The following is a 16,079-nucleotide window of genomic DNA, read 5'->3' as shown; positions in this document are numbered from 1 at the left end:
CTCCAAAACCATAAGCCAATCTAAAACCTTAACGTCGCCATACGAAGAGTATTAATAAGGCGAGAACTAGTGCCAATTGATTTCGTTTTACGCAAACCCCATCATATGAGCTGCGATAACGACGACACTCGACAGGGTAAAGAGTAATAGGATAAATCGCCAGCAGAATTTTGCCCAATCACCCCAGTCGATGCGGCAGACACCAAGCGTTGCCATCAAGGATGCTGAAGTAGGGACGATAACGTTGGTAAAGCCATCTCCAAGTTGGAATGACAAAACGGCAACTTGGCGCGTGACACCTGCAATATCCGCCAATGGTGCTAATAAAGGCATCGTCAGTGCCGCTTGTCCAGATCCGGAAGTAACGAAGAAGTTGAAGATAGATTGGAATACATACATTAACCATGCCGCAGCTACGTCAGGAAGCCCACTGATCACGCCGCCAGCACTGTTCAGAATAGAATTCAGTACACTCGCTTCATCAGTCGTACCGCCACCTAGGATAAGTAACACACCTTTCGCACAACCAACCAATAGAGCAGGAGCAAGCATAATAGCCGCCCCCTCCTTAAACGCATCGGCTGCGCAGTTGAGCGTCATACCGTTTAAGCGAAAAATCGTACCGATGATCGCGACAACAAAGCCCATAGTGAAGAATTGAGAAGCGATTTCTGGGATGTACCATGCGTTAGCGACCACGCCCCAAACAACCCATACTGTGGTTGCAATAACCGTAAGAATAACGAGTGTATCGCCGATATTCCAACGAGAATCTTGATTGCCAAGCTCTTGCTGACGGAAATATTTGTCTGTGCGGTGACTGTAAGAAAGTTCTGGGTTTGACTTCACGCGAGCGGCGTAGATCATGGTGAAGGCGATACCGATTAACGTAAAGCCAGCCCATAACCCCATGCGCACTGTCATGCCGGATAAAACAGGTACTCCCGCAATACCTTGTGCAATAGCAACAGAGAAAGGGTTCATCCAAGATGTTGCGAAACCAATTTGAGTCGCCACGTAGGTCACCATTACCGTAGTGATACCATCGTAACCAAGGCGAACCATAAGCGGAGCGATAATAATCGCAAATGCTACGGCTTCTTCACCCATACCAAATACCGCACCGCCCAGAGAGAACAGCAAAAATAGCACTGGAATGAATAGCGCTTCGTTACCTTTGGTCTTATCGATAAGGCGCAAGATACCGTTGTCGATGGTGCCTGTTCGCATTACAACGCCGAAAGCACCACCGATAACCAACATGAACATAATCACGCCGATCGCGCTGCCCCATTTAGAGCCTGAAACTAGCCCTTCGAATGGGAAGTTCATTAAACCAATGCCACCACCAGAAGCAAACAGGCCAACCTTGTTGTAAACCAATTCACCGTTTTCGTCGGTTGCATAAGAGAAAGAAGATGGATCGATAACCGTGCGAGTTTTTTCTGCACCATCGACCATATAAGTCACTTGCTGACTGTCAAAATGGCCAGCAGGAATTAAGTAGGTAAGAATCGCAGCGAGAATACCAACAATGAAGATCAAAATGAGGGTATCTGGCATCTGCCATGATTTGGGTGTAGCAACCGAGTCCATTGGTTGCGCATGTGTGTGAGACATAACTTACTTCACGTTAAATTCAATGAAGCATGAAATATCAATAAAACAGAATAAAAAGTCAACATTATTGGAAATATTGAACTATAAATTCATCAAATATTTGAAGTGAAGTCATTGTGATTATTTTACAAGCAAAGTTTGGTTAAATGTTTTGGCTCGGGTCGAGGGCTCACAAGCTCTTGTTGTGAGCCGAGATAAACAAATCATTTGTCTTGCGTCTGTTCTGCATAAAATGCAGCGACATCACGAAGATCCTCATCATTTAACATTCTTAATTGTGCGCCCATCATTTCGGCAAGCGGCCCTTTACGTTCGCCTGCTTGGTAAGACTTCATCGCATCGTATAGATACTGGGCATTTTGACCTGCAAGATTTGGATAGGCATCATTACCTGCGACGCCTGTTGCACCATGACAATAGACGCAGCTAGGGGATTTGATTTTACCTTTATCAGCATCACCAAAAGGCGCGGCATGGCTAGCGGAAGAGAAAATAAGAGAGGTTAGAAGTACAAATCTGAACATGAAGATTGTCTATTCGCTAAAAAGTCATATCGATACAATAAAGCTTCCCCTTAGGGGAAGCTCAATGATCAAAATCAAACTAAAGCAGAGATTTAATGCTTGATAAGAAATTGTCGATATCTTGCGCTGAAATGTCTTTATGAGTCACGAAACGAATGGGGTTTCCAGGTGTTATCGTGATATTTTGTTCCTTTAGTTTCGCAGCGATATTTACTATGTCCACTTGAGGATCAAGCTTCGCGAATACGATATTCGTTTGAACAAATTCAGGGTTGACTGAAAAACCAGGCAGTTCAGCTAAACCTTCCGCTAAGGTTTTTGCGTTGGTATGATCTTGTTTTAGCTGTTCCACTTGTTCGGTAAGGGCGAGTTTGCCTGCTGCGGCAAGAATACCCGCTTGACGCATACCACCGCCGACCATCTTTCTTAAGCGACGTGCTTTTGCGATGTACTCTTTGCTACCAAGCAGTAACGAACCAACAGGGGCAGCCAAACCTTTCGACAGACAAATCGTCATTGAATCAAAATACTGACCGATTTCTTTTACCGGAACATCAAGCGCAGCGGCTGCATTAAAAACGCGAGCGCCATCTAGATGCATCTGCAAGTTATGTTTATTCACGAAATCACGTGCTTCTGCTAAATAAGACAGAGGTAATACTTTACCATTAATCGTGTTTTCTAAGCTGAGCAGCTTGGTACGAGCAAAGTGACAATCATCTGGCTTAATCGCCGCTGCCAGTTTGTCAAATGGGAGTGTGCCATCTGGGTTATTTTCGACTGGTTGAGGTTGAATTGACCCAAGTACTGCTGCGCCGCCGGCTTCGTACTTGTAGTTATGTGCTTGCTGCCCACACAGATATTCATCTCCGCGTTCACAATGCGCCATTAGGCCGAGCAGATTGGCTTGCGTGCCTGAAGTGGTAAACAAAGCCGCTTCGAATCCTGCAAGCTCTGCGGCAAACTCCTCAAGCTCATTGACCGTAGGGTCATCACCATAAACATCATCCCCAACGGGGGCCTTAAACATGGCCTCTCGCATGGCTTGGGTAGGCTGTGTAACGGTATCTGATCGAAAATCCATGAATGTCTCCTTGGTCAAAGTCCTAAATATATCCGCAAAGGCGCGCTTTGCTTAAACAAGCGATCGTTTTGGCATCGGTAATTGTGCCATCAATAATCTTGTCTTCGAGTTGTTGGAGTGACAAGGTAACAACCTCAATCACTTCATCTTCATCACATTCGTAACGGTTGGTTTGGCTGAGCTTCTCAGCGACAAATAGGTACTGTATCTCATCACAAAACCCGGCAAGGGGAGTGACTTGGCCGAGAGAGGTAAATTTTTCTGCACTATAGCCCGTTTCTTCCTCTAGCTCTCTTTTCGCGCAGCAGAGAGGGTCTTCATTGCCTTCTCTTGTACCAGCAGGAAGCTCCAAAAGCCATTTATTAAGTGAAGGGCGAAATTGATGGACAAGAACTACCTCACCTTCCGTTGTAATAGGGAGAATCACCGCAGCGCCCGGATGATGGATTGTGGTGTGCGTAATTGCCTGTCCTGTAGGAAGCATAACCTCTTCTTCAATCAGAGAAATTTGCTTCCATTTATGAACTATTTTGCTCATGCAGTTATTAACCCTAGCTGTTACCGCATTTTGACGTTTTTCGACATTAACCACAAATGGTGGGAAACAAAAGCAAAAAATGTTGCAACACGACGAAAGCGTTTGCACTTTCAGTGAGCTGTATCTCATAAATGGAAACTTTGATTGCTGGCTAAAGAAGGGGGTAAGCATCTGCTATAAGGGGAATTCAACAAAATACATTTGTAACAAAGTTATAACAAGTGTATAAAAATGTTAACGCAATACCAGTTCAGCAGCCGGAGAACGTATGACACAAACCTTATTTGCCTCAAATGCCGAAAAAGCGCTTCTCTCAGAACGCATCAACAAGTTGGCTAAAGCGTTAACGGATGGCGTTTATGAACGCGAACATACCATCAAGCTCTGCCTCCTTGCGGCACTTGCTGGTGAAAGTGTTTTTCTTTTAGGCCCACCTGGCATTGCAAAAAGCTTAATTGCCAAGCGACTTATCCAAGCGTTCGATAATAGCAGTTACTTTGAATACCTGATGACGCGATTCTCAACACCTGAAGAAGTTTTTGGGCCACTGAGTATTCAAGAACTCAAAGATAACGGTCGTTATGTTCGCTTAACTAAAGGGTATTTGCCAACCGCACAAGTCGTATTTTTAGATGAAATCTGGAAGGCGGGCCCCGCCATTCTGAATACATTGCTGACAGTGGTCAATGAGAAAACGTTCAAAAATGGCAGCGATATTGAGCGTGTGCCAATGCGTTTGTTGGTATCGGCGTCCAATGAACTGCCAGATGAAGACAGTGGTTTGGATGCACTTTACGACCGCATGTTGGTGCGCGTGTTTGTGAATCGAATTCAGAATAAACAAAACTTTAAGTCGATGTTGACGGTAGGCACGTCACAAGAGGCACAAGTGCCAGAAGGGCTAGCAATAACAGATGAAGAATATCATCAATGGCAACAGCAGCTCGACAAGCTGACGTTAACCGATAATGCATTCGAGAAGCTTTTCCAGCTTAAAACGATGTTAGAAAGCAAAGTCGAAGCTCAGTTTGGCGATGTCGCTAATACCGACATGTATGTGTCTGACCGCCGCTGGAAGAAAGCCGTGAAATTGCTAAAAGCGAGCGCGTTTTTTAATGGACGCGATGAAATCAACCCACTTGATCTACTGTTGCTGCAAGATTGTTTATGGAACAGCCCTGAATCGCGAGACGTGGTACGCGAAGTGGTCCAAGAGTTCGCCCTAAAACATGCATTTGACCAACAAGACGCCGAACAGGAAATTGAATACTGTCGCGAGTCTTTGGTCGATGTTCAGCATGAGCTTGAAGATGCCTACCGCATGACGTTAACGTCTGAAGCGGCAACGGGTATTCTGCGCAAAGAAACCATGCGTTTTGATACCTCTAAAGCTAAGACCTACAAAGTTGGCGCAGCCGTTAACTTAGTTAAACTGGTTATTTTGCAAAGCAACATGTCGGTTTCAGAGTCAGAGAAAGGCGATAGCCGCTGGGTTTACGTGCCAAAAGATGAACTAGACCGAGTCATCAAAGAAGGACACGGTGATGTGTATGGCTACGTCAATCAAAACACCAACATGTGTCGTTTACGATTTGATGTTGATGCCGCAAATAACCTAGTTATCCGTGATATCGCAAACCGAGGCATTCTGGTGAGCTTAGTGACTCAAGAGGGCTTGGATGTAGAGCTTTACCAAAAGTGGTTAACGCAGAGTGAAAAAGCCGTAAATCAACTCAGTGAAGCAGAGCACCATATGCGCAAGGTAAAAGCGAATTTCCATGATGCGCTTCCGCATAGCTTTGTTGATCCTGAACTACCACGCCTAATGGAGTCGAGTCTTCAGCAGGTCAGTCAGAGACTTGAGTCTATCCAAGCTGAAAGCGAGAAAGTTATCCAACGCTTTAAAAACTTACATCAGTTTTTCTCATAAGGAGACGACATGCTAGGTGCAGACGGACTTAACCTCGCGCTGATGGTAGCCGACTCTGGCATCATCGATAGCGCAGTTAATGATTTAATGGCGCGTTCACAAGTCATGATGATGGCGGAAAACCGAGGCGTTAAATCTTCGGTTAAAGGCCACTTATTAAAGTGGCGAGGCAGTGTTAAAAAACGGATTACCAAAGTATGTGAGACAGAGCGTTTCCAACAAGAGCTGTCTTTATATCAAGAGGTCATTCACTGGGATGAAGAGGCGTTTTTCGAAAACATCGAAGATGTGATTAAAAAGCTTGAGTGGCACTCCGCTTTTTATATGCAGGCTCGCCGAATGATGGAGAAGAACAAGGGGATGAATAATCCCATGTTCCCACATTACTTCTGTGATCAATGGTACCAAAGCCTAGCCGATGCGATTAAGCAAGCGCAAGTAAGCGAGCTTGAGGCCAATAAAGAGAAAGTGCTGAATGACCTGTATCAGCGTATGGAGACCATGCGTAATATGGATAAGGTCACGGAGTCGGGTGATGCTGAAAGTGTAGGGCGCTTATGGGATATGGCATCTGCCAAGTTGAGCAAAACTGACTTAACAGTGATGAAACGCCATGCGGAGTTTCTGAAGAAGCACCAAGGCTTGCAAGAAATAGCCGAGCAACTTGGTCGTATGGCGGGGCAAGTGAATGATCCTGAACTTAACCGCGCACCTACTGAAGAGCTACAAATGATCGAAGAGAAGAGTGATGAAGCGACAGATGATATTGTCGGCATTCACGAAAGCGATGATTTAAATAAGCTACTTCCCAACGAAACGATGTTTTTGGCGTATCCTGAACTCGAAGTCGTGTTCTATAAACACTTAGTCGATAAACGACTTATGAACTACCGTACACAAGGCAAATCGCGCACGTTACGTAAAGTTAAAGCTCACCGACCTGACAACAAAGCGGTAGATATCGAAAAAGGACCGTTTATTGTGTGTGTGGACGCGTCCGGCTCAATGAGCGGGTTTCCTGAGCAATGCGCCAAAGCCATGGCCTATGCGCTGATGCAAATTGCATTAGCGGAGCAACGTGATTGCTATGTCATTATCTTTTCGACGGAACACATTACGTACGAGCTAACCAAACAAGATGGTCTGCGCGAGGCGGCGGACTTTTTAACTTATAGCTTCCATGGTGGTACAGACTTAGAGCCAACTTTGATCAAATCTATCGACTTGATGAGCGGTGATAAGTACAATAATGCCGATATGGTGGTCATTTCCGACTTTATCGCGCCAAAACAACAAGACGAGTTGCTTGCCAAAGTGGATGCGCTTAAAGCGAAGAAAAACCGTTTTCACGCGATCAGCCTATCTAAATACGGAAACCCGGCATTGATGTCGATGTTTGATCACACGTGGTCTTATCATCCTAATGTTGTGGGCAGGCTGCTTAAACGAGTCGGTAATTACTAAGTGACATTGAAATTCTATTGAGTAAAACGTACAGAAAGCTAGATTTATATTGCTTCGTTTTAAGCCGATAAGATCGAACTTTGGTCTAATTGGCTTAAAAGAAATCAAACAAACAGAAAATGAAAGATTTTTGTTTGACTATCTTCTCTCAATCCGTAAAGTAGCCACCAACGCAACGGGGAAGAGCCCTGAAGCGAAGTAAAAAGGGCGCCTTGGCAGAGTGGCTATGCAGCGGATTGCAAATCCGTGGACCTCGGTTCGACTCCGGGAGGCGCCTCCATTATTCTTTGAGAGTGAATGGCTTTCGAGAATCAATGCGACACTAGCTCAGTTGGTAGAGCGCAACCTTGCCAAGGTTGAGGTCACGAGTTCGAACCTCGTGTGTCGCTCCAAATTATTCAGATATGGCAATTGCGGTATCTCGATGCCAAGTGCATCAACTTAAAACCAGCGAAAGCTGGTTTTTTTGTATCTGAATATTGATAAATTTACGCCATCTCAATTTCTTGAATTGTGGGTATAACCCTTGTTTCTTTCACCAGTTATGCTGTTAAGTGTGACCCGATATTTCGCAGATTGACCAATATCCGTTTACAATGTCGGTCTCCAAAGGATTTGACGAAGACGCATGAGAAATACCGACGATTACATCATTTTCTATCACCTGATCGAGCAAGGCTCATTTAGCGCTGCAGCAAGACACATGTCATTGACCAAATCGGTTGTCAGTAAACGCATCGCGAAGCTTGAGCAAGAGCTTGGTGTACAGCTTCTTTACCGAACAACGCGAACGTTAACGTTGACGGAGGCAGGGCGAGCGTTCTTTACTCATGCAAAAGCCGTTTATCAAGCGGTGGCAACGGCAGAAGAATCCATTGTGGGGTTGGGTAAGAATTTATCTGGAAACATTAAAGTTTCTGTACCCACTATCTCTGGTGAGTTAATTCTTCCTCAAGTGATCAATGAGTTTAATCAGAAATATCCTGATATCAATATCGATATGGATCTAGATAATCGTTTTGTCGATATCGTGAATGAACGCTTTGATTTAGCCATTCGAACGGGAGTGTTGCCAGATTCTAGCCTGATCGCAAGAAAGCTGGTGGATGCCAATTGGATTGTTTGTGCGTCACCTCAATACCTTGCTAAACATGGCATTCCTAAGCAACCTCAAGCCTTGGATAAGCACAATTGTTTGGTTTATTCCTACCAAGAAACCGGGGCGCGTGAGTGGGCGTTTAAAGAGGGAGACGAGGTGTATCAAATTACAGTCGACGGTAACCTCTGTACCAACAACTCTTCGGTATTGAGAAACGTCGCACTGTTGGGGCAGGGAATCATCTATGTGCCACGTGTCTTAGTTTATGAAGACTTAAAGCAAGGCCGCCTGATTCAACTGTTCAAAGACGAAACCGCCAAATGTTTGGGTATTTATGCAGTGTATCCTTACACTCGTCAACAGCCAGAAAAAATTAAGATCTTCATTGATCATCTATACACCAGCTTTCAAAGTCAAAATCATCGATTTTAAGACAATAACTCAACACCAATCGTTATGTTGGTGTTGAGTTATTGTTTCCACCTTCATTTCTAATAATTCTTATAAATTTAGAAGCTTAAGCCTTCTCCTTGTTTTATCACTAATATTGATAACAAGATGCTGCGCACAACTGTTAACAAATGGTTTTGCTATTGTTTCTTTTAAGAAACGGTCTGTTTCTTGCGTTAAATTTTCCGAATGTGAAAGATAAGTGACAGAAAAATAAAAGAATTATTTTGTTTGTTGTCTGTTGGCTAAGTGTTGTTCGCCTGCCTGACATAGACGCCGATAAATGGACTGCTTATAGTGGCTCAAACGCCCATTACCGTCACTAAACGGTGATGTGAGCGAAGTACAATAACGAGAGATACGGATATGAAACAAAAGCAGCTGATTGACGAATTTAAAACTATCGTTGGGGAAGAAAATGTCCTAACCGACGAGGTTAAAACAAAATACTACCGCTCGGGTTTTCGCTCAGGTAGTGGCACTGCGCTTGCTATCGTGTTTCCTAATACTCTTGTAGAACAATGGAAGATCATTAAACAGTGCGTTGAAGCAAACTGCATTATTATTATGCAGGCTGCCAAAACAGGTTTAACAGAAGGCTCAGCTCCAAGTGGTAATGATTATGACCGTGATGTGGTCGTGATCAATATTACCAAAATCAAGAAGATTCACTTATTAGATGGCGGTAAGCAGGCAGTATGCTTGCCTGGTGCAAGTCTGCACTCATTGGAAAAAGAATTGAAGGCGGTGAACCGAGCGCCGCACTCTATCATCGGTTCTTCATCATTAGGTGCCACTGTGGTTGGTGGTATCGCCAACAACTCAGGCGGTGCGTTAGTCAAGCGCGGTCCTGCTTACACCGAACTGGCGATCTATGCGCAGGTCGATAAGCAAGGCCAATTACACCTGGTTAACCACCTTGGTATTGAAGGTTTAGGTGAAACGCCAGAAGAAATTCTGACAAACCTGCAAGAGGGAAACTTTGACCCAGCGAAGATCATTCATGACGAGCGAATGGCATCAGACAAAGAATACGATGAACGTGTTCGAGACGTGACTTCTGACATTCCTTCTCGTTTTAATGCCGATGAACGTCGATTATTTGAAGCCAGTGGCTGCGCTGGTAAATTGGGTGTTTTCGCCGTTCGAGTTGATAGCTACCCAGTACCCGAAAAAGAGCAGGTTTTTTACCTTGGCACCAATGATCCCGCGAAACTGACGAAGCTGCGAAAAGATTTCTTATCTACGTTTGAGAACTTGCCTGAGATGGGAGAATACTTGCATCGAGATATCTTCAACATGGCAGAGAAGTACGGCAAAGATGTCTTCTTATCCATCGATTTATTAGGCACAGATAAGCTGCCAAAAATGTTTGCACTTAAAGCTAAAGTAGAAAATTTCTTAGAGCGCGTCCCGTTTGTTAGTAAATACCTGCCGGATACCATTTTGTACTACGCGAGTAAGTTGTTCCCACAACATTTACCAGAACGAATGCTGGATTTCCGCGACAAGTATGAGCATCACCTGGTATTAAAAATGAGTGATAGTGGTATTGCTGAGGCACAAAAATACCTCAAAGAAGTTTGGGCTGTTGAAGACGACTGTGATTTCTTCGAGTGTACGCCGGAAGAGGGTAAAAAAGCTTATTTACATCGCTTTGCAGCAGCAGGTGCAGCAATTCGTTACGAGACGATTCACCGAAAAGACGTAGAAGACATCGTTGCACTTGATATCGCATTGCGACGTAATGATGAAGAGTGGCTAGAAACTTTACCAGAAGAGGTGAGTAAGAACCTTGTTCAAGCGCTCTATTATGGTCACTTTATGTGTTATGTATTCCATCAAGATTACATTTTCAAAAAAGGGACCGACACGAAGTTGATGAAAAAGTTGATGCTAGAACACCTCAATAGCCGTGGTGCTAAATACCCAGCAGAACATAATGTGGGTCACTTGTACGAAGCTGAAAATTCGCTGCAGAAGTTTTACCACGAGCTAGATCCAACCAACACCTTTAACCCTGGTATTGGCAAAATGGACAAATATAAGCGCAATTGTAACTGCTGTGCGTAATTTGCTATCTCACCGTGATTAATATCGTTGATCATCGTTAAAATAATGAGCATAAGATAAGCCCTGATGACACTCGTGACATCAGGGCTTCGTGTTTTGGGGCTTTTTATTGATGACTGGTATTGACGTCGAAACAACGGTTAAATAGCGCGTACCGCGGCGGCTGCGATGATGCCAGCTGCAATTGCGGGCAGAGGCTTTTTCACGATGAACATGACGACAGCAGTAGAAAAAAGTGCTGCTCTAGCACCGTAATCACCCTCAACCGCTAGTGGGGCTAAAAGGGCAACCAATACGGAACCTGACATCGCAGTAATGAAACGTTGAACCCGTTCGCTAATTGGAATGAATGACATGACATATACTCCGCCCCAGCGGGTTATGAGCGTGACTAACGCCATAGCGATGATGATAAGCAGTGTTCCACCTACGCTCGTTTCGATGTTCATGCTTTTTTCTCCTTCCAACAAGCACCTAAGACTCCACCAGTAATGGCGCCAACCACTACGTGGCTATTCTCTGGTAAATACCAATACGCCAACATAGAAGAGGCTGCTGCTGTGGCCCAAATCGCAAAGATTCTTAAGTCTTTCGGCCCTGCCACCACCATAGACAGCAGGAAGCATCCCATAACCATATCGAGTCCGAGGCTCACCGGGTCTTTGATTGCGTTACCAAAATAAATGCCGATCCAGGTGCCGACAATCCAAAACGACCACATCGCTAAGCCGCCGCCAACAAGCAAACCAAAACCTGGTTCTTTTCTACCAAATGCATTGAGTGCCATTGCCCAGTTCGCGTCTGATGCCACTAGCATTACACCGTAACGTTTTGTCGGTGGGAGTTGTCGTAACCATGGATAAAGCGTGGCGCCCATCAAGAGGTGACGAGCATTAATAGCAAATACAGTAATAAGCACTGGAATCAGAGGTACTTCTGCTCCCCACATTTCTAGCGTGGCAAATTGTGAAGCACCGGCGAAGACCAGTGTGCTCATCAACATAGTGGGAAATACATCTAGTCCAGTTTGTACGGCGGCAACACCGAATGCGAGGCCAAATATGACCACAAACATGGACAGAGGTAAAAGTTGGGTGAAACCGTTCAATACGTCGACCCGAGTAAATTCGTGCAACTCAGATGAGGAACGCTGAAGATGTTGAGTATTTTCTGTCATAGAGATACCTAGCCAGCAGGCAAAAGGGCAGTGCCATATGAATGCGTTTGTTATTCTTTTGTAAACTTCATGTTTAACATCAATTGAAAGGGCTTTCAAACACTAAGTGCTATATAAAAAACAAGTATACCTGAACGGTTTTAAGATGAAGGGGTTAGAGGATTTGTCACTTGCTAGGGCTCAAGGAAAGTAACGCAACGCAAATAGCAAGCTCTGTTCAATTGAGAAGAGCATGGATTGTTACAGATTAGTATATGAGTAGGAAAGCGAGCACGAGGCTCGCTTTTTCGTTCTGTTACGAACAACTGAAAGGGTTTATTTTACGTAGACACGAGGGTTCGCAGCACCCCAAACCGTGTATAGTTCTGGGAAGATGACCTCTGCATGTTTTTCCATTTCTGCTGCCGAAATCGTTTTGCCTTGCTGAGAGCCAAACAGTACAACTTCAGAACCAGGCTCAACATCTTTGATACCTGTAATATCAACCATAGTGGTGTTCATTGAAGCAACACCCGCCACTTTTGCTCGTTGGCCATTGATCAGTACTTCTGCCGTATTGCCCATTTTTCGTGGGTAGCCATCAGAGTAACCAACAGGAATGTTCGCCATTAGGCTTTCTTTGCTCGTTTTGTAGCTGCTGTCGTAACCGACAGTGCTATTTTTTGGCAGATGGTGAACGGATGCCACGCGTGTTTTGAAAGACACGATAGAAGGGTACTCAGGGTTGGTTGGCAGATCACCGTATAAAACGCCACCAGGACGAACCATATCAAGCTGTGCTTCAGGAACATTAAGTGCAGTGTAAGAGTTGGCCACGTGCAGCAAAATATCTTCGCGTTTTAGGCCCGCTTCTTTAATCAGCCATGCAGAGCTGTCTTTGAACGAAGATAACTTTTGACGAACTTCGTCTGCATTGTAGTTAGGGAAATGAGTCATGATGCCAACAATATTAACGCCATCTTGTTGAGCGATTTCTAGCGCTTCTTTCTTGCCCGCTTTTGTTGTCATATCAACGCCATTTCGTCCCATACCACCGTCGTTAAGAGCAAGGTGAACTTTGATTTCTTTATCCGCTTTCTCTGCTAGCTTAGACAGTGCTTTGGCTTGCTCTGCAGTGCCAATCAGCTCTTCGATATTTAGGTCGATTGCAGCTTCGATCTCGCCAATATCCGCCGAGCGTACACGCATAAGTTGACCTTTAAAGCCACTGTCGCGAACGGTCTGTGCTTCGGCGTTACTTGCAATGGCAACGCAAGGAATTTGTTGTTCGATAATAGTCGGCATCAGGCCTGCGATGCCATTACCGTATGCGTCGGCTTTCATCACGGCGCAGATTTTCGTTTTGCCATCCATGTGCGACTTGAACTGCTCAATATTATCGCGGAATTGACCTAAGTTTATTTCCAGCCAAGCGTTAGCGCCTTGAACTTGCTCTGCTTTTACTACAGTGTTGCTAATTTGAAGAGGGGCAGCATTAGCTTGCATCGCAGGAGCAACGGTTGCAGCAGCGATAGTCAGTGATAGTAAGGTTTTATTTAAGCGCATAAAGTCTCCGTACGCGTTTTTTGTATTGGTTATGTTATTGAGTACTTGGGGAAAGTACCTGACGAAGTAAAACGCTCCAAGTAGTGCTTTGGAGCGTTTTTGAAGATCATGATTCAATATACCTCAGTGATTGCACTCAATTTGTGCAAATCGAGGTTGATTCAATATCAACTAAGGTATCCACTGAGTTTAACTCAGTTTAAAGCGGCTCATTACATCTTTAAGAGAAATTGACAGCTGGCTTAGCTCACGACAAGCCTGTGCGGTTTGCTCTGAGCCCTGTGATACTTCTTGAGATGCCAAGTGTATGTTTTCAATGCTGCGGTTAAGCTCTTCTGCAACAGAGTCTTGCTGGTTACAAGCCGTGGCGATTTGGGTGCCCATGTCTGAGATATCAGAAATCGAGTGTTCAATGTCGCTCATCAGCTGTTTTGATTGAATGCCTTGCTCTGCACATTCTGAGATACTGGTTCTAGAAAGTTCTGTCGCAGATTTCGCGTCTTTTGCAAGCGATTGTAGCTGTTCAATGATCGACGTAATTTCGCTGGTTGAATCTTGCGTACGGCCTGCAAGCGTTCGAACCTCGTCCGCAACCACGGCAAAACCGCGACCAGACTCACCAGCACGCGCAGCTTCAATGGCTGCATTAAGCGCAAGTAGGTTGGTTTGATCGGCAATGTCACGGATAACATCAACAATAACGTTAATTTTATTTGATTGCTGTTCAAGCTCTGCCACAGTATCGCCCGCAGCACCAATTACGTTTGAAACTTCATGAATCGCGTCAACCATGCCTTGCGTTTCACGAACACCGTGTTGTGTACGACGGTTTGCTTCGTTAGCTTGGTTCGCTGAATCTTCAGTATTACGTGCAACATCGGCTACTGCTGCTTTCATTTCTGTCATTGCCGTAGCAATGTGTGTGATTTGCAGTTGTTGATCTTTCATACCAGACGCAGAAATATCAGAGATTTGATTCATCTCTTCTACTGCACTGCTTAACTGTGTGACCGCAGCAATCACGTTGTCGATAACTTGGCGCAAGTCATCTTGCATCTTAGTGGTCGCATCTGCCAGCTCACCTAGCTCGTCATTGCCGATGGCTTTACGATCGATGTCGTTTGATAGGTCACCTGTTGCGATGGCATTTGCTTGCTCGACAACAAGTTTTAGTGGGCCACAAATAAGGCGTGTCAGCACGTACGTCATGCCTACCATGATAAGTAGAATAATCACGTTGCTCGCAATTGACGAGTTACTCAATCCATTTACAGAAGAAAGAATATGAGTTTTGTTACTGTCCATAGCATTTTTAAGTAGATGGATCAGTTCACCGAGCTCAGAGTCAACCGCTTCGAAAGCAGGTAAAGAGTTCGCCAAAATAGGGTGGGCCTTGCTTTTGTCGTTGGCTAGCATCGCTTCGTTGTACTGATCCATAGTAACCAAGTACTTTTTCCACTGACGCATAAGGCGCTGGTAAGTTTGTTGCTCTTCACCAGGCCAAATCGTTTCACCGTAAGAATCGAGCTCTTTGCTGATCTTTTCACGTTCGCGAATGTTGCTGGCAATTTTGTTTCTGATTTGGTCTGCGTCTTCATAAGTGTATGTCGCAAACTGAGCACGGCGCCAGCGAGACAAGTGATCTCGGATCGAATCTACTCTTTCCATAGCAGGAAGCGTATCATCGGTATAGTTTAAAAGCTCAGATTTAATGCTTTTGAGCTCTGTAGATAAAAACACGCCAAACGCAATGTTGACGATGGCAATGAGTAAAAACGATAGCGATATCTTTTTCGCTATAGAAAGATTCTTGATAGACATTAGTGATATACCTTGTTTTTCTTATGGTGTGTCGCCAAAGTAAACCACGTCCTTATATGTGATATATGTCCATTAAATTACTGCAACGAGTGTAAGCTATCATTATTTATTGATATTTTCGATAATGAATTGAGCTTTTTTTGAAAATAAAAAATGTCAATGATTTTATAAAGGTACGACCACATTCGATGCAAAGTTATCGGTAACAAAATATGATATTTCGTGTGAAATAGTGCCAAGAGTAGGGACTCCAATTGTTACAGATGTTACAGAGCTGAAGAGAGTGGTGACTACGATCCGCGTTAGTCAGGCGTTTACAAGCTAAGCCGTTACGGGCATCAACATGTGTGTGACTTAGAGTTGATGAAAGCTAACGAGTGTTTCTTGGCCTAATTGAATGCCAATTGTACCGTCTGGATCGCTTTTTAAGCACTTAAATCAAAAAGATAAAATTTATTGTTGACCAGATAAATTAATCCGTTAAAGTACGCCTCGTTCTCACGGCAAAGGTCGCTGAGACAGATGGTGTCTAACCCATCGCATGATTGCGTTGCCCTGGTGGTGGAATTGGTAGACACAAGGGATTTAAAATCCCTCGGCGTTCGCGCTGTGCCGGTTCAAGTCCGGCCCGGGGCACCATCAAAATCTTTGGTGACAGAGAGACAAAATCAGAAAGGCGCCTTGGCAGAGTGGCTATGCAGCGGATTGCAAATCCGTGGACCTCGGTTCGACTCCGGGAGGCGCCTCCACTATT

The 16,079-nt window shown here is 44.6% G+C and carries 12 protein-coding genes and 4 tRNA genes; 8 read left to right on the top strand and 8 right to left on the bottom strand.

What is annotated here, in order from left to right:
• Window positions 1–87: 87 nt before the first annotated feature.
• From yfcC to FKN08_RS08165, 4 genes are all read right to left on the bottom strand, one after another.
• On the bottom strand, window positions 88–1,620 hold the full coding sequence (gene yfcC, locus FKN08_RS08180) for a putative basic amino acid antiporter YfcC (protein WP_170891758.1): 1,533 nt from the start codon (window positions 1,618–1,620) through the stop codon (window positions 88–90).
• Window positions 1,621–1,823: 203 nt separating this feature from the next.
• On the bottom strand, window positions 1,824–2,144 hold the full coding sequence (locus FKN08_RS08175) for a cytochrome c (RefSeq protein ID WP_005396401.1): 321 nt from the start codon (window positions 2,142–2,144) through the stop codon (window positions 1,824–1,826).
• A 79-nt stretch (window positions 2,145–2,223) separates the two neighbouring features.
• A complete protein-coding gene (gene ltaE, locus FKN08_RS08170; RefSeq protein WP_005396402.1) occupies window positions 2,224–3,228 on the bottom strand; it encodes a low-specificity L-threonine aldolase in 1,005 nt (334 codons plus the stop codon).
• A 22-nt stretch (window positions 3,229–3,250) separates the two neighbouring features.
• A complete protein-coding gene (locus tag FKN08_RS08165; RefSeq protein WP_170891756.1) occupies window positions 3,251–3,766 on the bottom strand; it encodes an NUDIX hydrolase in 516 nt (171 codons plus the stop codon).
• A 268-nt stretch (window positions 3,767–4,034) separates the two neighbouring features.
• On the opposite strand from FKN08_RS08165, the gene FKN08_RS08160 reads away from it, so the two are divergent.
• From FKN08_RS08160 to dld, 6 genes are all read left to right on the top strand, one after another.
• A complete protein-coding gene (locus FKN08_RS08160; protein ID WP_005396405.1) occupies window positions 4,035–5,696 on the top strand; it encodes an ATPase RavA domain-containing protein in 1,662 nt (553 codons plus the stop codon).
• Between the two features lie 9 nt (window positions 5,697–5,705).
• The gene (viaA, locus tag FKN08_RS08155) at window positions 5,706–7,160 is read left to right on the top strand and encodes an ATPase RavA stimulator ViaA (protein WP_170891755.1); all 1,455 of its coding nucleotides are present in this window, start codon (window positions 5,706–5,708) and stop codon (window positions 7,158–7,160) included.
• A gap of 206 nt (window positions 7,161–7,366) precedes the next feature.
• Window positions 7,367–7,440 (top strand) — tRNA-Cys (locus FKN08_RS08150).
• A gap of 36 nt (window positions 7,441–7,476) precedes the next feature.
• Window positions 7,477–7,552 (top strand) — tRNA-Gly (locus FKN08_RS08145).
• A 236-nt stretch (window positions 7,553–7,788) separates the two neighbouring features.
• Entirely contained in the window at window positions 7,789–8,691 is a 903-nt protein-coding gene (locus FKN08_RS08140; protein WP_139060621.1) for a LysR family transcriptional regulator, read from the top strand.
• A gap of 384 nt (window positions 8,692–9,075) precedes the next feature.
• Window positions 9,076–10,782 carry a D-lactate dehydrogenase gene (dld, locus tag FKN08_RS08135; RefSeq protein WP_139060620.1) on the top strand — a complete coding sequence of 569 codons (1,707 nt, stop codon included), beginning with the start codon at window positions 9,076–9,078 and terminating at the stop codon, window positions 10,780–10,782.
• 140 nt (window positions 10,783–10,922) lie between these two features.
• On the opposite strand, the gene FKN08_RS08130 is transcribed toward dld, so the two are convergent.
• From FKN08_RS08130 to FKN08_RS08115, 4 genes are all read right to left on the bottom strand, one after another.
• A complete protein-coding gene (locus tag FKN08_RS08130; protein ID WP_005396412.1) occupies window positions 10,923–11,231 on the bottom strand; it encodes an AzlD domain-containing protein in 309 nt (102 codons plus the stop codon).
• Window positions 11,228–11,959 carry an AzlC family ABC transporter permease gene (locus FKN08_RS08125; RefSeq protein WP_139060619.1) on the bottom strand — a complete coding sequence of 244 codons (732 nt, stop codon included), beginning with the start codon at window positions 11,957–11,959 and terminating at the stop codon, window positions 11,228–11,230. The genes FKN08_RS08130 and FKN08_RS08125 overlap by 4 nt, the downstream gene beginning before the upstream one ends.
• Window positions 11,960–12,274: 315 nt before the next feature.
• The gene (alr, locus tag FKN08_RS08120) at window positions 12,275–13,504 is read right to left on the bottom strand and encodes an alanine racemase (RefSeq protein WP_139060618.1); all 1,230 of its coding nucleotides are present in this window, start codon (window positions 13,502–13,504) and stop codon (window positions 12,275–12,277) included.
• Window positions 13,505–13,693: 189 nt separating this feature from the next.
• Window positions 13,694–15,325, bottom strand: coding sequence for a methyl-accepting chemotaxis protein (locus FKN08_RS08115; RefSeq protein ID WP_170891753.1), 1,632 nt, complete (start codon window positions 15,323–15,325; stop codon window positions 13,694–13,696).
• Between the two features lie 552 nt (window positions 15,326–15,877).
• Here FKN08_RS08115 and FKN08_RS08110 point away from each other — a divergent pair.
• Both FKN08_RS08110 and FKN08_RS08105 read left to right on the top strand, forming a co-directional pair.
• Window positions 15,878–15,964 (top strand) — tRNA-Leu (locus FKN08_RS08110).
• A 36-nt stretch (window positions 15,965–16,000) separates the two neighbouring features.
• A tRNA-Cys gene (locus tag FKN08_RS08105) sits at window positions 16,001–16,074 on the top strand.
• Window positions 16,075–16,079: the final 5 nt, after the last annotated feature.

Origin of the sequence: Vibrio sp. 1-2 (7-a), from assembly GCF_013048515.1 — a bacterium.
GTDB classification, from domain to species: domain Bacteria; phylum Pseudomonadota; class Gammaproteobacteria; order Enterobacterales; family Vibrionaceae; genus Vibrio; species Vibrio diabolicus.
Note: the sequence above shows the minus strand (reverse complement) of the source record. Positions and strands in the feature narration are given on the sequence as shown.